This is a genomic window from Kaistella yananensis, assembly GCF_026107505.2.
GTDB classification, from domain to species: Bacteria; Bacteroidota; Bacteroidia; order Flavobacteriales; family Weeksellaceae; genus Kaistella; species Kaistella yananensis.
In genome coordinates this window covers 351,490-366,360 of sequence record NZ_JAPCHZ010000005.1, presented here as the reverse complement: position 1 = coordinate 366,360, position 14,871 = coordinate 351,490, and the positions used below count along the sequence as shown (strand labels likewise).

Here is a 14,871-nt window from a genome sequence, read left to right as displayed (position 1 = left end):
TGATTTTTAGTTTGCGTCATCCATCACTTTTATGGCGTGCTGGTATTTCCATCTGCGGTGGGACCAAAGATAGTTGTCTGGCCTTTTATTGATAGTGTTTTCAAGAAGTTTATGAAATTTCTTTACCACTTCATGTTCCACAAACTGCTCGCCGTCAGGATAAATTCTGTAATAATTGATCTGATAATAGCCGCGCTTCACTTTTTTCATTTCACAGAAAACAAAAACCAGATCCATCCTCGTAGAAAGTTTATCGTATCCGATGAAAGCTGGAGTTTTCTGGTTCAGGAAATTTAATCCGAAAGAAACTTCTGATACATGCGGTGACTGATCTGCTACAAACATATACACGGATTTTCCGTCATTAGGATTGCGGAGAATATGCCGAATCACTTCTTTTGCTTCGAGCGCAGTATTGCCGAAACGGTTGCGGATACCTTTGATTTTTTCTTCCCAAAAACTGTTCTGAACCTTGCGGTAAACCGGGAAGCAGTTTTCTTGCGGAATGATCGTAGCCAAAGCATTAAACCATTCCCAGTTAAAAACATGGCCAGTAAGCAGAATTACGTTTTTGTTTTCAGCATTTGCCTTATGAAAAACATCCTGATTAAGATGCTGAACCCTTACACGAAGTTCTTTGGAAGAAATGGTAAAAGCTTTTAGGGTTTCTACGATATAATCAGAAAAATTCCGGTAAAAACTTTTACGGATTTTGTCAATTTCTGACTCAGATTTTTTTGGAAATGAATTTTTGAGATTTTCGGTCACCACTTCTTTTCTGTAGCCCACTAGACTGTACATCAGAAAAAAAATAACATCTGACAGTACATATAAAACCCGAAGCGGGAGCTTCGAAAAAAGAATGATAATTTTAAATAAAAAATTCACAGTTTGCAAATTTAGCAATTATTAACGTGAACGGTCCCGCTAATTTTGTTAATTTGCGCATCAAAATCAAAAATCAATGAAAATTAATTTTTTAAAAATATTTGCGTTCGCATCGGTCTTTATTTCAGGAATAGGATGTGCACAAAAATCTGATACAAAATCGGCTGAAAAATCTTCCGGAGCAACTGTTGCCGTAGAACAGGATTCCGCCGCAATTGCTGAAGCAAAAAAGAAAGCCGCAGCTGAGGAGAAAGCCAAACTTCCGAAACCTTATAACGCAGCAGAAAATGCCGAAGCTAAAATCTCCGAATTGGTAAAAAAAGCAAAAGCTGAGAATAAAAATATCATTTTACAAGCCGGCGGAAACTGGTGTATTTGGTGTTTAAGGTTCAATAATTATGTTCAGACAACTCCCGAATTGAAAGAAATTGTGGATGCCAATTACCTCTATTACCACTTGAATTATTCGCCGGAGAACAAAAACGAGAAAGTTTTTGCGAAATATGACAATCCGGGAGCGAAATTCGGATACCCGGTTTTTGTCGTTCTGGACCAAAACGGAAAGATGATTCATACGCAAGATAGCGCGGTGCTAGAAGAGGGAAAGGGGTATAGCAAAGAAAAAGTGAAAGCGTTTTTCGAGAAGTGGGCGCCAAAATCATAAAACAAAAAAATTCCGGAAATTTCCGGAACTTTTTTTATAGCAGTTTCTTAATCCAATTCATTTTGTTCTCCGTGTATGGAGGATATTTCAAATCGGGCTCTCCCCAATTTACACGCTCGAGAACGGCTTTTTGATGGGAGAAAGTTTCAAAGCCAAATTTTCCGTGGTAATTTCCAATTCCCGAATTACCAACACCTCCGAATGGTAAATTTTCATTGCTCAAGTGCATCACTACATCGTTAATACATCCACCACCAAAGGAAATTTTCGAAGTAAAACTCTCTTTTTCTTCGGAATTATTGGTGAAAAGATAAGCAGCCAAGGGTTTTTCTTTTTCTGAGATTTTAAGCAAAGCTTCATTAAAATTATTAAAAGTGAGAACCGGCAAAATCGGACCAAAAATTTCTTCCTGCATTACAGCGTCTTCCCAACTGATTTCATGCAAAATCGTGGGTTCGATATAAAGCTTTTGAGAGTCGAGTGTTCCACCGAAATATATCTTATCTTTTTCAATGAAATTTACCAGTCTGTCGAAATTTCTTCGATTGATTATTTTTGTATAATGTTCCGAATCTGGTTGGTAATTGAATTTCTGAATGTAAGATTTCAATGTATCCAGAAAACTGTCTTTCACTTTTTCATCCACCAAAATATAATCCGGAGCCACACACGTTTGTCCGGCATTCAGAAATTTCCCCCAAACAATTCTTTTGGCTGCTATCTCAAAATCAGCATTTGTAGTTACAATGGCTGGACTTTTTCCACCCAATTCCAAAGTTACCGGTGTTAAATTTTTCGCAGCAGCTTCATACACGATTTGTCCAACTTTTGTGCTTCCTGTGAAAAATATTTTATCAAATTTCAGTTTTAGTATTTCCGTAATTTCTTCCACAGCGCCTTCTGCCACGAAAATATAATCATTGGGAAAGTTTTCATTGATGATTTTTGCCATTGCTTTCATCGTGTTTTCAGCAACTTCGCTGGGTTTTACTATACAGGTGTTTCCTGCTGCCATAGAAGTAACCAGAGGAGAAAGCGAAAGTTGGTAAGGATAATTCCACGCGCCGATCACAAGTGTACAACCGAGTGGTTCGCTATGGATTTTACTCGTTCCAAGTTGATTCGCAAGGTTGGTTTTGACTTTCTTTGGCTTTGATAGGGTACTGAGGTTTTTCAGGTAAAAATCGATGTCTTTCAAAATGAAAGAAATTTCTGTCGTATAAGTATCAAATCTCGATTTTCCGAAGTCTTTATAAATGGCCTCATAAAGCAGTTCTTCATTTTTAATGATCAAATCTCGCAGTTTTTCCAGATACATTTTTCTGAACTTGATGCTTTTGGTTTTCTGGCTGTTAAAAAAGGTACGCTGATCAGCTAATATCTTTTCAAAATTCATTAAATTTATTTTATAATTCAAACAAATTTACTCCAAATTAAATAGATAGAAAGCAAAATGAATTTCAGAAATAAAAAAATTCTAATTACCGGCGGGTGTTCCGGAATCGGGAAAATTATGGCGAGAAAATCTTTGGAAAGAGGCATCAAAAAACTGGTAATTTGGGATATTAATGAAGAAACTTTAGCGGCTACAAAACAGGAATTTGCAAAACTTGGCGGCGAAATTTTCACTTATAAAGTTGATGTTTTTAATTTGGATGAAATTAGAATTGCTGCGCAGAAAGTACGTACAGAGGTAGGAAAGATTGATATTCTAATTAATAATGCAGGAATTGTAGTCGGAAAATATTTTCATCAACATACCCACGACGAGATTCAGAAAAGTATGCTCATCAATTCCAATGCTTTTATGCATATTGGGCTTGAATTTCTTCCCGGAATGATGGCGGATAATTCAGGAGCGATTTGCAATATTGCTTCGTCTGCCGGATTAATTTCTAATCCCAAAATGTCGGTGTATGCCGCTTCAAAATGGGCAGTTGTCGGGTGGAGCGACAGTTTAAGACTGGAAATGGAACAACTCGGAAAGAATATTTCCTTCACCACCATCATGCCTTTTTATATTAATACAGGAATGTTTGATGGAGTAAAATCGAAACTGCTTCCCATTCTCGAACCTGAAAAAACTTCGGAAAGAATTATAAAAGCAATTGAGAACGAAACCAAAATGCTCGCACTGCCAATGCCGTACTGGTTTATTCGACTTTCTCAAGGGCTTTTGCCACTGCCAATATTCGATTGGGTGATGAAAAATGTTTTCGGAGTTTACGACACTATGAAAGATTTCAGAGGCAGAAAATAACCCACAGGATTTGTTGATTTTAGCACTAAAAAATGCAAATGCAAGTCCTCAGATTCTTATAATTTTCTTAAATTTGTGCATCTAAAAAAGTAAAAAGAAAGAATGAATTCCTACAAAAATCCTCTTGAAGAACGCTATTCAAGTGAGGAAATGCTCTATAATTTTTCGCCGAACAACAAGTTCAGAAACTGGCGAAAATTGTGGATTGCTCTTGCCGAAATCGAAAAAGATCTTGGTTTGGATATTTCCGACGAACAAATCGCACAACTCAAAGAAAACGCAGAAAACATTGATTATGTGAAAGCTGCAGAATACGAAAAAAAATTCCGACACGACGTGATGGCTCATGTGCACACGTACGGCGATGCAGCTCCTTCCGCAAAAGGAATCATCCATCTCGGTGCGACGTCCGCTTTTGTAGGGGATAATACCGATTTAATTCAAATGCGCGATGGATTGCTGATTTTGAGAAAGCAATTGGTGAATGTCATTAAAAATTTGTCGGATTTCGCTTTGAAATATAAAGATTTGCCGACTTTAGGTTTTACGCACTATCAACCGGCGCAATTGACGACCGTGGGGAAACGTGCTACACTTTGGCTACAATCATTAATTCTGGATTTTGAGGAACTCGAATTTTTCCTGGAAACTTTAAGATTCCGCGGTGTAAAAGGAACTACCGGAACTGCAGCAAGCTTTTTGGAGCTTTTCGATGGTGACTATTCCAAAGTAAAACATTTGGATACAGAACTTTCAAAACGTTTTGGATTTGATAAAGTTTTTGGCGTTTCCGGGCAAACCTACGACCGAAAAATTGATGCGAAAGTTTTGGCTTTATTGTCGAATATTGCTCAATCTGCCCATAAATTCACTAATGATTTACGGCTATTGCAGAATTTAAAGGAGATTGAAGAGCCTTTCGAGAAAAATCAAATCGGTTCCTCAGCGATGGCGTACAAAAGAAATCCAATGCGTTCCGAAAGAATCGGCTCGTTAGCGAAATTCGTGATGTCGCTTTCTTCCAGTTCCGCAATGGTGGCAGCAACGCAATGGTTTGAAAGAACTTTGGATGATTCAGCGAACAAAAGACTCGCAATTCCCCAATCTTTCCTTGCTGTGGATGCTATTTTGTTGATTTGGAACAACATCATGAACGGAATAGTGGTTTACGAAAACCGTATCAAAAAACATATCATGGACGAACTTCCTTTCATGGCGACAGAATATATCATTATGGAGGAAGTAAAAGCTGGAGGCGATCGTCAGGAAATCCACGAAACCATCCGCGTGCACTCCATTGAAGCTTCTAAAAAAGTAAAAATCGAAGGCAAAGAAAACGACCTGATCGAAAGGATTTTGAACGATGATTCCCTGAAAATGGATAAATCCAAATTTATGGAAATGCTCGACCCGAAAAATTTCATCGGATTCGCTCCGATTCAAACCGAGGAATTTGTCCAGAATGAAGCACAGCCAATTCTTGATAAATATTCCGATTTAGTTGGCTTAGAAGCTGACCTTAAAGTATAAAGTGATGCAGGCAATTTTGTCTGCATTTTTTAATGTTTTACTCCCTTTAAAATTGACATAGAATGTCTGATAAAAAAAGAATTTTTGTAGAAAAACGCGGCATATTCGATGTGGAAAGTCCCAAGATTTTCAGCGAAGTAAAAACCATCGTTCCTCATATTCAGGATGTGAAAGTTTATAACATCTATGATTTGTACGGGATCGAAGAAAACGATCTTAACAAAGTAATTTTCAATACTTTTGTAGATCCGGTCGTTGATATTCTTCACACCGAAAACCCGGCTAAAAACCTTCATTTTGCTACTGAATTTCTACCTGGCCAATACGATCAGCGAGCAGATTCTGCGCAGCAATGTATCGCTCTACTCACAGAAAATGAAAACTCAAAAGTGAGAAGCGGAAAGTTGATCGAACTTTTTGGCGTTACAGAAAATGATATCGAAAAAATAAAAAATCATTTAATAAACAAAGTCGAAAGTCAGGAAAAAGATTTGTCCAAGCTCGAAATCCCGTTGGAAGATACCCCAGATCCGGTTATGATTCATGAGGGTTTTATTGATTTTTCTACGGAAGAACTTAATGAGTTTTATCACCAACACGGTTTTGCTTTGGGATTCGATGATTTAGAATTTATTCAGAAATATTTTAAATCTGAAAACCGAAATCCGTCGGAAACCGAACTCAAAGTGCTCGATACCTATTGGAGCGATCATTGTCGACATACCACTTTCGAAACAGCACTAACTGATATTCAGTTTAATGATTCTTTTAAAGATACTTTAGAAAGAATTTTTAATGATTATTTAGAGAAAAGAAAATTTCTCGGAAGAGAAGCAAAACCGATTTCTTTGATGGATTTGGCTACAGTTTGTGCAAGATATTTCCACAAAACCGGTAAGCTCGAAAACCTCGTTGTTTCCGATGAAATCAATGCGTGTACCATAGAAATTGAAGCCGAATTTGATGGTAAAAAAGAACCTTGGTACCTTTTATTTAAAAATGAAACACACAATCACCCGACAGAAATTGAACCTTTTGGCGGTGCTTCTACGTGTTTAGGTGGCGCGATCCGCGATCCATTGTCCGGTAGAGCGTTTGTTTATCAGGCGATGCGACTTTCCGGAGCTGCAGATGTTTTAGAACCGATTAGCGAGACTTTACCTGGAAAACTTCCGCAAAGAACTATTTCTAAACAAGCTGCAAACGGCTATTCTTCCTACGGTAACCAAATTGGTTTGGCGACGACTTTAGTGAATGAGGTTTACCATGAAGGTTACAAAGCAAAACGAATGGAAGTTGGTTTTGTAGTGGGAGCGGTGAAAAAAGATTGGGTTCGACGGGAGAAACCGCAACCTGGAGATTTGGTGATTCTGCTGGGTGGAGCAACCGGCCGAGATGGAGTGGGAGGAGCAACTGGAAGTTCAAAAGAACAAGATGAAACCTCTATTCACACCTTATCTACAGAGGTGCAGAAAGGAAATGCGGTGGAAGAACGCAAAATTCAGCGTTTATTCAGAAATCCTGATGTTACTACTTTAATTAAAAAATCCAACGATTTTGGAGCCGGTGGCGTTTCTGTTGCTATCGGCGAGATTGCTGATTCGTTGGAAATTAACCTTGATATTTTGCCTTTGAAATATGAAGGGTTAAACGGAACAGAACTCGCTATTTCCGAATCTCAGGAAAGAATGGCGGTGGTGATTGAAGCGAATCAGAAAGAAAAATTCATCAAATTCTGCGAAAACGAAAATATCAAAGCTGTAGAAGTGGCGAAAGTAACCGATTCCGGAAGAATGCAGATGTTTTGGCAAGGTAATAAAATTGTGGATTTAAGCCGCAATTTTTTAGATACTAACGGTTGTGCAAAATCTCAACGTGCAGAAATTTCACATTTGCAAAAAGTTGATAATCAAAATATCAAATTTACTGAGGAGAATTTCTTGAAGGCAATTTCTAGTAAAAATAATGCTTCGCAGAAAGGTTTGGCAGAAATGTTTGACGCATCCGTTGGTGGAACTTCCGTTGCGATGCCTTTCGGAGGGAAATATCAGGAGACTGAAATGGAAGGAAGTGTCCAGACGCTTCCGGTTTTAAACGCTGAAAATATTGAAACTGTTTCTTTGGCAAGTTGGGGTTTTGATGCGGAAATTTCTTCGCAAAACTCGATGATTGGGGCTGCAAATGCGGTGGTCGAAAGCGTTGCCAAAATCGTGGCAATGGGAGGAAAATATCAAAATATCCGTTTGAGTTTCCAGGAGTATTTCGAAAAATTGGGAAATAAACCCGAAAAATGGGGAAAACCTTTGGCTTCCTTGCTGGGAGCTTACGATGCACAAATGAATTTGGAACTCGCTGCAATTGGCGGAAAAGATTCGATGAGTGGAAGTTTCCAGGATATCAATGTACCACCAACTCTGATTTCTTTTGCTTGTGCAAATGGCGAAAAGAAAAATATCATTTCTCCGGAACTGAAAAAAGCGGGAAACAAATTGTATTTTTTCCAACATGTTCCTCAGGAAAATGGTTTGCCGGATTATGAAAATTTGAAGAAAGTTTTCGATGATATTCATGAAAATATTCAATTAGGAAATATCGTTTCTGTTAAAACTGTGAAAGATGAAGGAGTAGCAGTGTCGTTGGCAAAAATGAGTTTCGGCAATCAGTTAGGAGCTGAAATTTCTTTGGAAGAAAATTTACTTTTAAATAAAAATATTGGAAGTTTAATTATTGAAGCTACCTCAGATTTGAAAAATGATTTGTTTCAATTGATTGGTGAGGTTAAAGCTGATAAAGTTTTAATAATTAATGATTTAAAAATTGCTATCTCAAGTTTATTTGAGGCTTACAAAGGAACTTTTGAAGAGCTGTTTCCTACGGTTGAAAAAGAGAAAATTGTGGTAGAACTTGACGAAAAATTCAATGCTACAAAAGCAGAAACCATAATAATTGGAAAACACGGAATTGCAAAACCTCGTGTTTTTGCACCTATTTTTCCGGGAACCAATTGTGAATATGAAACTCAAAATGCCTTCCGAAAAGAAGGAGCAGAAGTTTCAAGTTTGCCGTTGATCAATTTGAATCATCAGCTTATTAACGAAAGTTTGGAGGCGTGGATTTCGCAAATCAAACAGTCTCAAATTTTGGTGTTTTCTGGAGGTTTCTCTGCAGGTGATGAGCCGGATGGTTCTGCAAAATTCATTGTCAATGTTTTGAAAAACGAGAAAATGAAAAATGCTGTTCACGAATTATTAAACCGCGATGGAATGATTCTCGGTATTTGCAACGGGTTCCAGGCATTGGTAAAATCCGGACTTTTGCCTTATGGTGAGATTCGCGATTTGGACGAAAATTCGCCTACTTTGACGCACAATGCGATCGGAAGACATATTTCTCAGATGGTTGATGTAAAAGTAGTCAACGATCATTCGCCTTGGTTAAAAGGGATGAAAGATCAGGTTTTTACCATTCCGATTTCTCACGGGGAAGGAAGATTTATGGCCTCTGAAGAAGTGATTAAAGAATTATATGAAAACGGACAAATTGCGACGCAATATATTGATTTTGAAGGGAATATTGCGCACGGAATGCCTTTTAATCCAAATAATTCTTTATTCGGAATTGAAGGTATTGCAAGTAAATCAGGGAAAATCTTTGGTAGAATGGGGCATCCGGAAAGATTTTCGGAAGGGTTGTTGAAGAATATTCCGACCGCCAATTATCATAATATTTTCAAAAACGGTGTGGAGTACTTCAAGTAATCGCTGCTTTTGTGATTTGTAAAGATTTTAAAAATGAAAAATAAATTATAAGTAAATTTCCTTATAAAATAAATTTATTAGCGATTTAGCTTATATTTATGTTTTATAAGGGTAATTGCTTATATTTGTGAAATGATTGCTATTGTTACCGGAGATATTATCAATTCTCAAAATACTGATTCCGAATTGTGGCTTCCTAAGTTGAAAAATTTATTAGGAAGTTGGACTGCAACTCCCCAAAACTGGGAAGTATATCGTGGCGACGAATTTCAGGTAAAATGCAGTGTAGATGAAGTTTTTTCAAAATCAATGATGATTAAATCACTAATCAAAACTTTTGAGAATCTGGACGTAAGATTAGCAATCGGTATCGGAAACGAAGTTTTTCTGTCTGAAAAAATTACCGAATCCAACGGCTCTGCCTACGTGAATTCTGGGCGACTTTTAAATGACATAACTACCGAAGGACGCACCTTGGCAATAAATACCGATAATGATAAAGTGAACCGTGATTTGAATATTCTTTTTAAATGGACCTCGATAGATTTCGACAGTTGGTCCATTGCCACGGCAGAAATTATTCACCGCTTGCTGATCAATCCGGAGCTAACGCAAGAAGAATTAGCAAAGGAATTGAATATTACTCAATCATCAGTAAGTCAGAGAATTAAGCGATCTCATTTCGATTTGATTCAGGAAACCGATTTGTTTTTTAGAAAAAAAATAGCAGAACTCTAATGATTTTTATTCCTCTCATATTGGCACATTTGTTAGGAGATTTTCTTCTACAGCCCAATTCGTGGGTTGCTGATAAAGAGCGGAAAAAAGCCGGAAGTATTTATTTGTATTTGCATATTTTGCTTCACACAGTTTTGGCTTTTGTTTTTTTATGGAATATTGAACTTTGGTGGATCGCTGCAACCATCGGCTTTTCGCATTTTTTAATCGATTGGGCAAAACTAAATTTTCAAAATGCAAAAACCAAACGAACCTGGTTTTTTGTCGATCAATTGCTTCATGTTTTAGTTATTGTCGCACTATCGATGTTGTATTTTCCATATTTTATATGGGAAGATTTCTTTAATTCTGAATCTTTAAAACTTATCACGGCCGTGTTTTTTTTAACGGTTCCATCTTCTATTTTTATCAAAACATTAATCTCGATTTGGACTCCAGTTACCGTAGAACACAGCAAATTACAAACGGAATCCTTAGTGAATGCAGGGAAATATATAGGAATCCTCGAAAGACTTTTGGTTTTTGTATTCATCCTTGTCGACCATTGGGAAGGCGTGGGTTTTATGATTGCCGCAAAATCGGTTTTCAGATTTAGTGATTTGGCAGAAGCAAAGCAAAGAAAACTGACCGAATACGTATTGATAGGAACTTTACTAAGTTTCGGAATCGCTGTATTGACAGGGATTTTAGTTAAAATTTAAATTAAAAAAACAGTTGAAATAATCAAATAAAAAATAAAAATGACAAAAGGAGCAATGCTTTATGAAGGAAAAGCAAAACAAGTTTTCGAAACCGATCAGCCAAATGAAGTAATTGTTCGTTTCAAGGATGATGCGACCGCTTTTAACGCACAGAAAAGAGGAAGTGTAGATTTGAAAGGCGAGATGAATAACGCCATCACCACCTTGATTTTCGAATATTTGAATGAGAAAGGAATTCCGACACACTTTATAAAAAAAATCGATGAAAGAGAGCAGTTGGTTAAGAAAGTGAACATTATTCCCTTAGAAATGGTGGTAAGAAATTATTCTGCCGGAAGTATGGCGCAAAGATTAGGGGTGGAAGAAGGCATAAAATCACCGGTGACCATTTTCGATATTTGCTATAAAAAAGATGAATTGGGAGATCCGCTCATCAATGATCATCATGCAGTTTTCTTGGGGGCAGCAACCTACGAAGAACTCGATGAAATGTATGAACTTACTTCTGATATCAATGATATTCTGATCGATCTTTTCGATAAAATGAATATCATTCTGGTAGATTTTAAAATCGAATTGGGCAAAACGGCAGACGGAAAAATTGTTCTTGCCGACGAAATTTCACCCGATACTTGCAGACTTTGGGATAAAGATACGATGAAAAAATTGGATAAAGACCGTTTCAGAAGAGATTTGGGCGAAGTAACAGAAGCTTACGTTGAAATTTACGAAAGATTGAAAAAGGTACTGAACAAATAATTTTTTGGGAGAAAAGTAAAAAATGAAAGATTTACAACATCATAAAGTAAATTATTTAAACCAGTTCAAAGAAAGAACATACGGAAGAAATTTGCTGAAATCAGAAGACCTTTTTGATGCACCCTCTGAAGAATGCGGAATCTTCGGGCTGTACTCCGATAAGGATTTAGATACCTTTTCACTTTCACAGTTCGGCCTTTTTGCGTTGCAGCATCGCGGGCAGGAAGCTTGCGGTATTTCAGTAATGAAAAGCGGAAAAATTTTTAATATTAAAGATGAAGGTCTCGTGCTCGATGTGTACAAAAACATTCGCGAACCCGAAACTTTCATGGGAAATTCCGCGATTGGACATACAAGATATACCACAGCGGGCGACAAAAAAAAGTATAATTTTCAACCTTTCTTTGCGAAAAACGAATACGACCAAATTATCCTTTCGATCGCTCATAATGGTAATTTGACCAACGCTGAGGAACTTAAAAAAGAACTTGAAGCAGAAGGAGTTGTTTTCAAGGCAACTTCCGATTCTGAGGTAATTTTAAGACTCATTCAGAAAAACTTGGATCTGGGGTTGCGAGGAGCCATCAAAGCTACGATGGAAAAAATTGAAGGTGCTTATTCAGTGGTGGGAATGACACGAAATAAATTTTTTGCTTTCCGAGATTTTCACGGCATCCGTCCGCTGATTTTGGGAGCGATTGACGAGAAAACCTTCGTTGCAGCTTCGGAATCTGTCGCTTTAGACGCGGTTGGTGCGCAATATGTTCGCGATATTCTACCCGGCGAGATCGTTTATACCAGTGAAAATGAAAAAGGTTTAAAATCTTTCTTGGTTAAAGAAAACTGCGAGAAAAGAATCTGTGCTTTCGAATATATTTATTTTGCAAGACCCGATTCTGTGCTGGAAAATATCAATGTTCATGAAATTCGCGAAAAATCTGGGATGAAAATTTGGGAACAAGCTCCTGTGGAAGCTGATATTGTGATCGGTGTTCCCGATTCCGGAGTTCCGGCAGCGATTGGTTTTTCTATTGCTTCGGGTATTCCTTTTCGTCCGGTTTTGATTAAAAATCGGTATATCGGACGAAGTTTCATCGTTCCAACCCAGGAAATGCGGGAAAGAATTGTGAACTTAAAACTCAACCCAATTCTTTCAGAAATCAAAGGAAAAAGGGTTGTGATCATTGATGATTCGATTGTTCGGGGAACTACTTCGAAGCGATTGGTGAAAATTTTGAAAGATGCGGGAGTAAAAGAAATCCATTTCCGCAGCGTTTCACCACCGATTATTGCGCCATGCTATCTTGGGATCGACACGCCTTCGAAAGACGATTTAATTTCCGCCAATATGTCGGTAGAGGAATTGCGTAGTTATTTGGGCGTAGATTCGTTGGAGTTTTTAAGTATGGATAACCTGAAAGTTATCCTGGGAAGTTCCAACCATTGTTTCGGTTGTTTTACGGAAGAATATCCCGTTCCGGCGGGGCCAAACCCAGATTATACTGATAAATAAATAAAAAAAAGGTTGGGAAATTTCCCAACCTTTGTAATATTAAGTGTAATATGATTGTTGTCTTAGAATTTATAAGCTAAACCAACTTGGAATACGTTGTTTTTTACAGCGTCACCAGAGTTTTGTCCATCTTTATAAATATCTGTAAAACCAGCAACATATCTCGCAGTTAAACCTACATTAGGTGTAAAATAGTAACCTGCACCAAGACCTAGTCCAAAGTTAAATCCATTTAGATCATCTTTATAGTTGTCTGATTCACTTATAGTTTGACCCGAAGTTTCATTTTTTACTTTATTTTTTGCACTTACCAACAATCCGAACTCAGGACCTGCTTCTAAATAAAAACTTGGAGTTGCGTTATATTGGAACATTACAGGTAAAGTCACATAGTCAAGTTTTCTTGAGTAAGAATATTCGTTTCCTGCAATAGTAGCGTTAGCTTTATCACCGTACTGAGAATAAAGTAACTCAGGTTGGATGCTGAAGTTTTCAGCTAATGGTGCGTTCATGAATACACCTGCGTTGAAACCGATTTTAGATTTTTGATCGTCTAAACCTTCTTCAGTTGATAGTGAAGAAACGTTCATCCCTGCTTTAATACCAAATTGTTGTGCGAATGTTAATGAACTCATTGCAATTGCTGCACCTAAAAATAACTTTTTCATAATTTTTAAATTTTAATTAATTTTTTGAGAATTTGATAATTTCATGCTTGAGTTGGTAAAATTCTATGGTTAAAAATTTAATTCGACTCAAAATGCTTATCAATTCACATTTTAAATTTTTGTTTTACGCTTGGTTATTCACAAACGCTGTGCCAAAAATCTTTCAAAATATAAAAATTTAAACAACGGTTTAAAAATATTCTAACGTAATATACTGATTAACAAATAATTACTTAATCTATATTTTGTTTAAACCGGGCTGTTTTTTTAGATGATATTATGTAGTAAATAGTAATAAAATAGGTTTTAATTCAAATTTCGATAATAATGGAGGGCAGATATAAGCGTTGTTTCTGAGATCTCACAGTCGAAATTTCCCTCGCCTATAGTGTTGAGAAGCGAGAAACTAATATTCCCGCCCGAATTCTTCTTATCATTCATCATTAAAGACAATATTTGTCCATCAGAAAAGTTACTGATAGAAATGTAAGGGTAAAATCTTGTGATGTTTTTGATAATATTTTCTGCGGATTCTTCAGAAATTAAATTGATCAGAAACGCCAGTCTGGTTTCGCAAATCATTCCCAAAGCTACCGCTTCGCCATGCGGGATCGCAGTTCCGTTCTGTAAAAAAAGACTTTCAACGGCATGCCCAACCGTGTGTCCGAAATTAAGCGTCTTTCTGATGTGTTGCTCTTTAAAATCCTGCGCTACAACGCTTTCTTTAATCTTCATCGATGTTTCGATAAAAGGAAAAATAGCTTCCGGATTCAGGTGTTCTATTGAAATAAGATCATTCCAGTGTTTGTGATCTGCAATTAAACCGTGTTTCAGCATCTCTGCAAAACCGCTTCTGAGCTGAGCAAAAGGCAATGTATTTAAAAAATCCCGGAAGACAAAAATCTGTTCCGGCTCCGCAAAAGTTCCGATAATATTTTTCAGAAAGTGGTGATCAATCCCTGTCTTACCGCCAATTGACGCATCACACATGCCCAGAAGCGTGGTGGGAAGATTAATAAACCGGATGCCCCTTTTGTAGGTAGAAGCTACGAAACCGCCCAAATCCGTAATCACGCCACCGCCCAGATTTATCATCAAAGATTTACGGTCGGCTTCAAACTCAGCCAGGATTTCCCAAAGCTGTGTTGCGGTTTCAATGGTTTTCAGTTCTTCACCGGCTTCAATTTCAATGATTTCAAAAGGAATTTCGGTGGCCAGATTTCCTAAAAGTGTGGGAAGACAGTGTTCATGCGTGTTTTCATCTACCAGAATAAACAGTTTTGAAGGTTTTAAAGTTTCAAGAAAAATGTTGAGGTCGGAAAAATTCTGGTCTAAAACTGAAATCATATTATGAAATTTTTCACAAAATTAAACTTTAAATTCGTTTTTTCA

General features: G+C 37.2%; 12 protein-coding genes. 8 read left to right on the top strand and 4 right to left on the bottom strand.

The window, feature by feature from the left end:
* Nucleotides 1-6: 6 nt before the first annotated feature.
* Nucleotides 7-888, bottom strand: coding sequence for a lysophospholipid acyltransferase family protein (locus OK344_RS10905; protein ID WP_265144812.1), 882 nt, complete (start codon nucleotides 886-888; stop codon nucleotides 7-9).
* A 76-nt stretch (nucleotides 889-964) separates the two neighbouring features.
* Between OK344_RS10905 and OK344_RS10900 the strand changes: the two genes are divergently transcribed.
* Nucleotides 965-1,552 (top strand): thioredoxin family protein, encoded by a 588-nt coding sequence (locus OK344_RS10900; protein ID WP_265144811.1) that lies wholly within the window; start codon nucleotides 965-967, stop codon nucleotides 1,550-1,552.
* Between the two features lie 34 nt (nucleotides 1,553-1,586).
* Here the strand turns inward: OK344_RS10900 and OK344_RS10895 are convergent, their stop codons facing one another.
* Entirely contained in the window at nucleotides 1,587-2,948 is a 1,362-nt protein-coding gene (locus OK344_RS10895) for an aldehyde dehydrogenase (protein WP_265144810.1), read from the bottom strand.
* Nucleotides 2,949-3,005: 57 nt separating this feature from the next.
* Between OK344_RS10895 and OK344_RS10890 the strand changes: the two genes are divergently transcribed.
* The 7 genes from OK344_RS10890 (at nucleotide 3,006) to purF (ending at nucleotide 12,811) form a co-directional block, all read left to right on the top strand.
* Nucleotides 3,006-3,812 (top strand): SDR family oxidoreductase, encoded by an 807-nt coding sequence (locus OK344_RS10890; RefSeq protein WP_265144809.1) that lies wholly within the window; start codon nucleotides 3,006-3,008, stop codon nucleotides 3,810-3,812.
* Between the two features lie 102 nt (nucleotides 3,813-3,914).
* Entirely contained in the window at nucleotides 3,915-5,342 is a 1,428-nt protein-coding gene (gene purB, locus OK344_RS10885) for an adenylosuccinate lyase (protein ID WP_265144808.1), read from the top strand.
* A gap of 62 nt (nucleotides 5,343-5,404) precedes the next feature.
* Nucleotides 5,405-9,100, top strand: coding sequence for a phosphoribosylformylglycinamidine synthase (locus OK344_RS10880; protein ID WP_265144807.1), 3,696 nt, complete (start codon nucleotides 5,405-5,407; stop codon nucleotides 9,098-9,100).
* Between the two features lie 132 nt (nucleotides 9,101-9,232).
* Nucleotides 9,233-9,838 (top strand): SatD family protein, encoded by a 606-nt coding sequence (locus OK344_RS10875; protein ID WP_265144806.1) that lies wholly within the window; start codon nucleotides 9,233-9,235, stop codon nucleotides 9,836-9,838.
* Nucleotides 9,838-10,539 (top strand): DUF3307 domain-containing protein, encoded by a 702-nt coding sequence (locus tag OK344_RS10870; RefSeq protein ID WP_265144805.1) that lies wholly within the window; start codon nucleotides 9,838-9,840, stop codon nucleotides 10,537-10,539. The genes OK344_RS10875 and OK344_RS10870 overlap by 1 nt, the downstream gene beginning before the upstream one ends.
* A gap of 39 nt (nucleotides 10,540-10,578) precedes the next feature.
* Nucleotides 10,579-11,298 (top strand): phosphoribosylaminoimidazolesuccinocarboxamide synthase, encoded by a 720-nt coding sequence (gene purC / locus OK344_RS10865; RefSeq protein WP_265144804.1) that lies wholly within the window; start codon nucleotides 10,579-10,581, stop codon nucleotides 11,296-11,298.
* 22 nt (nucleotides 11,299-11,320) lie between these two features.
* Nucleotides 11,321-12,811 (top strand): amidophosphoribosyltransferase, encoded by a 1,491-nt coding sequence (gene purF, locus OK344_RS10860; protein WP_265144803.1) that lies wholly within the window; start codon nucleotides 11,321-11,323, stop codon nucleotides 12,809-12,811.
* A 62-nt stretch (nucleotides 12,812-12,873) separates the two neighbouring features.
* On the opposite strand, the gene OK344_RS10855 is transcribed toward purF, so the two are convergent.
* Together OK344_RS10855 and aroB are read right to left on the bottom strand one after the other, a co-directional pair.
* On the bottom strand, nucleotides 12,874-13,479 hold the full coding sequence (locus OK344_RS10855) for a porin family protein (RefSeq protein ID WP_265144802.1): 606 nt from the start codon (nucleotides 13,477-13,479) through the stop codon (nucleotides 12,874-12,876).
* A 306-nt stretch (nucleotides 13,480-13,785) separates the two neighbouring features.
* On the bottom strand, nucleotides 13,786-14,826 hold the full coding sequence (gene aroB, locus OK344_RS10850) for a 3-dehydroquinate synthase (protein ID WP_265144801.1): 1,041 nt from the start codon (nucleotides 14,824-14,826) through the stop codon (nucleotides 13,786-13,788).
* Nucleotides 14,827-14,871 lie beyond the last annotated feature (45 nt).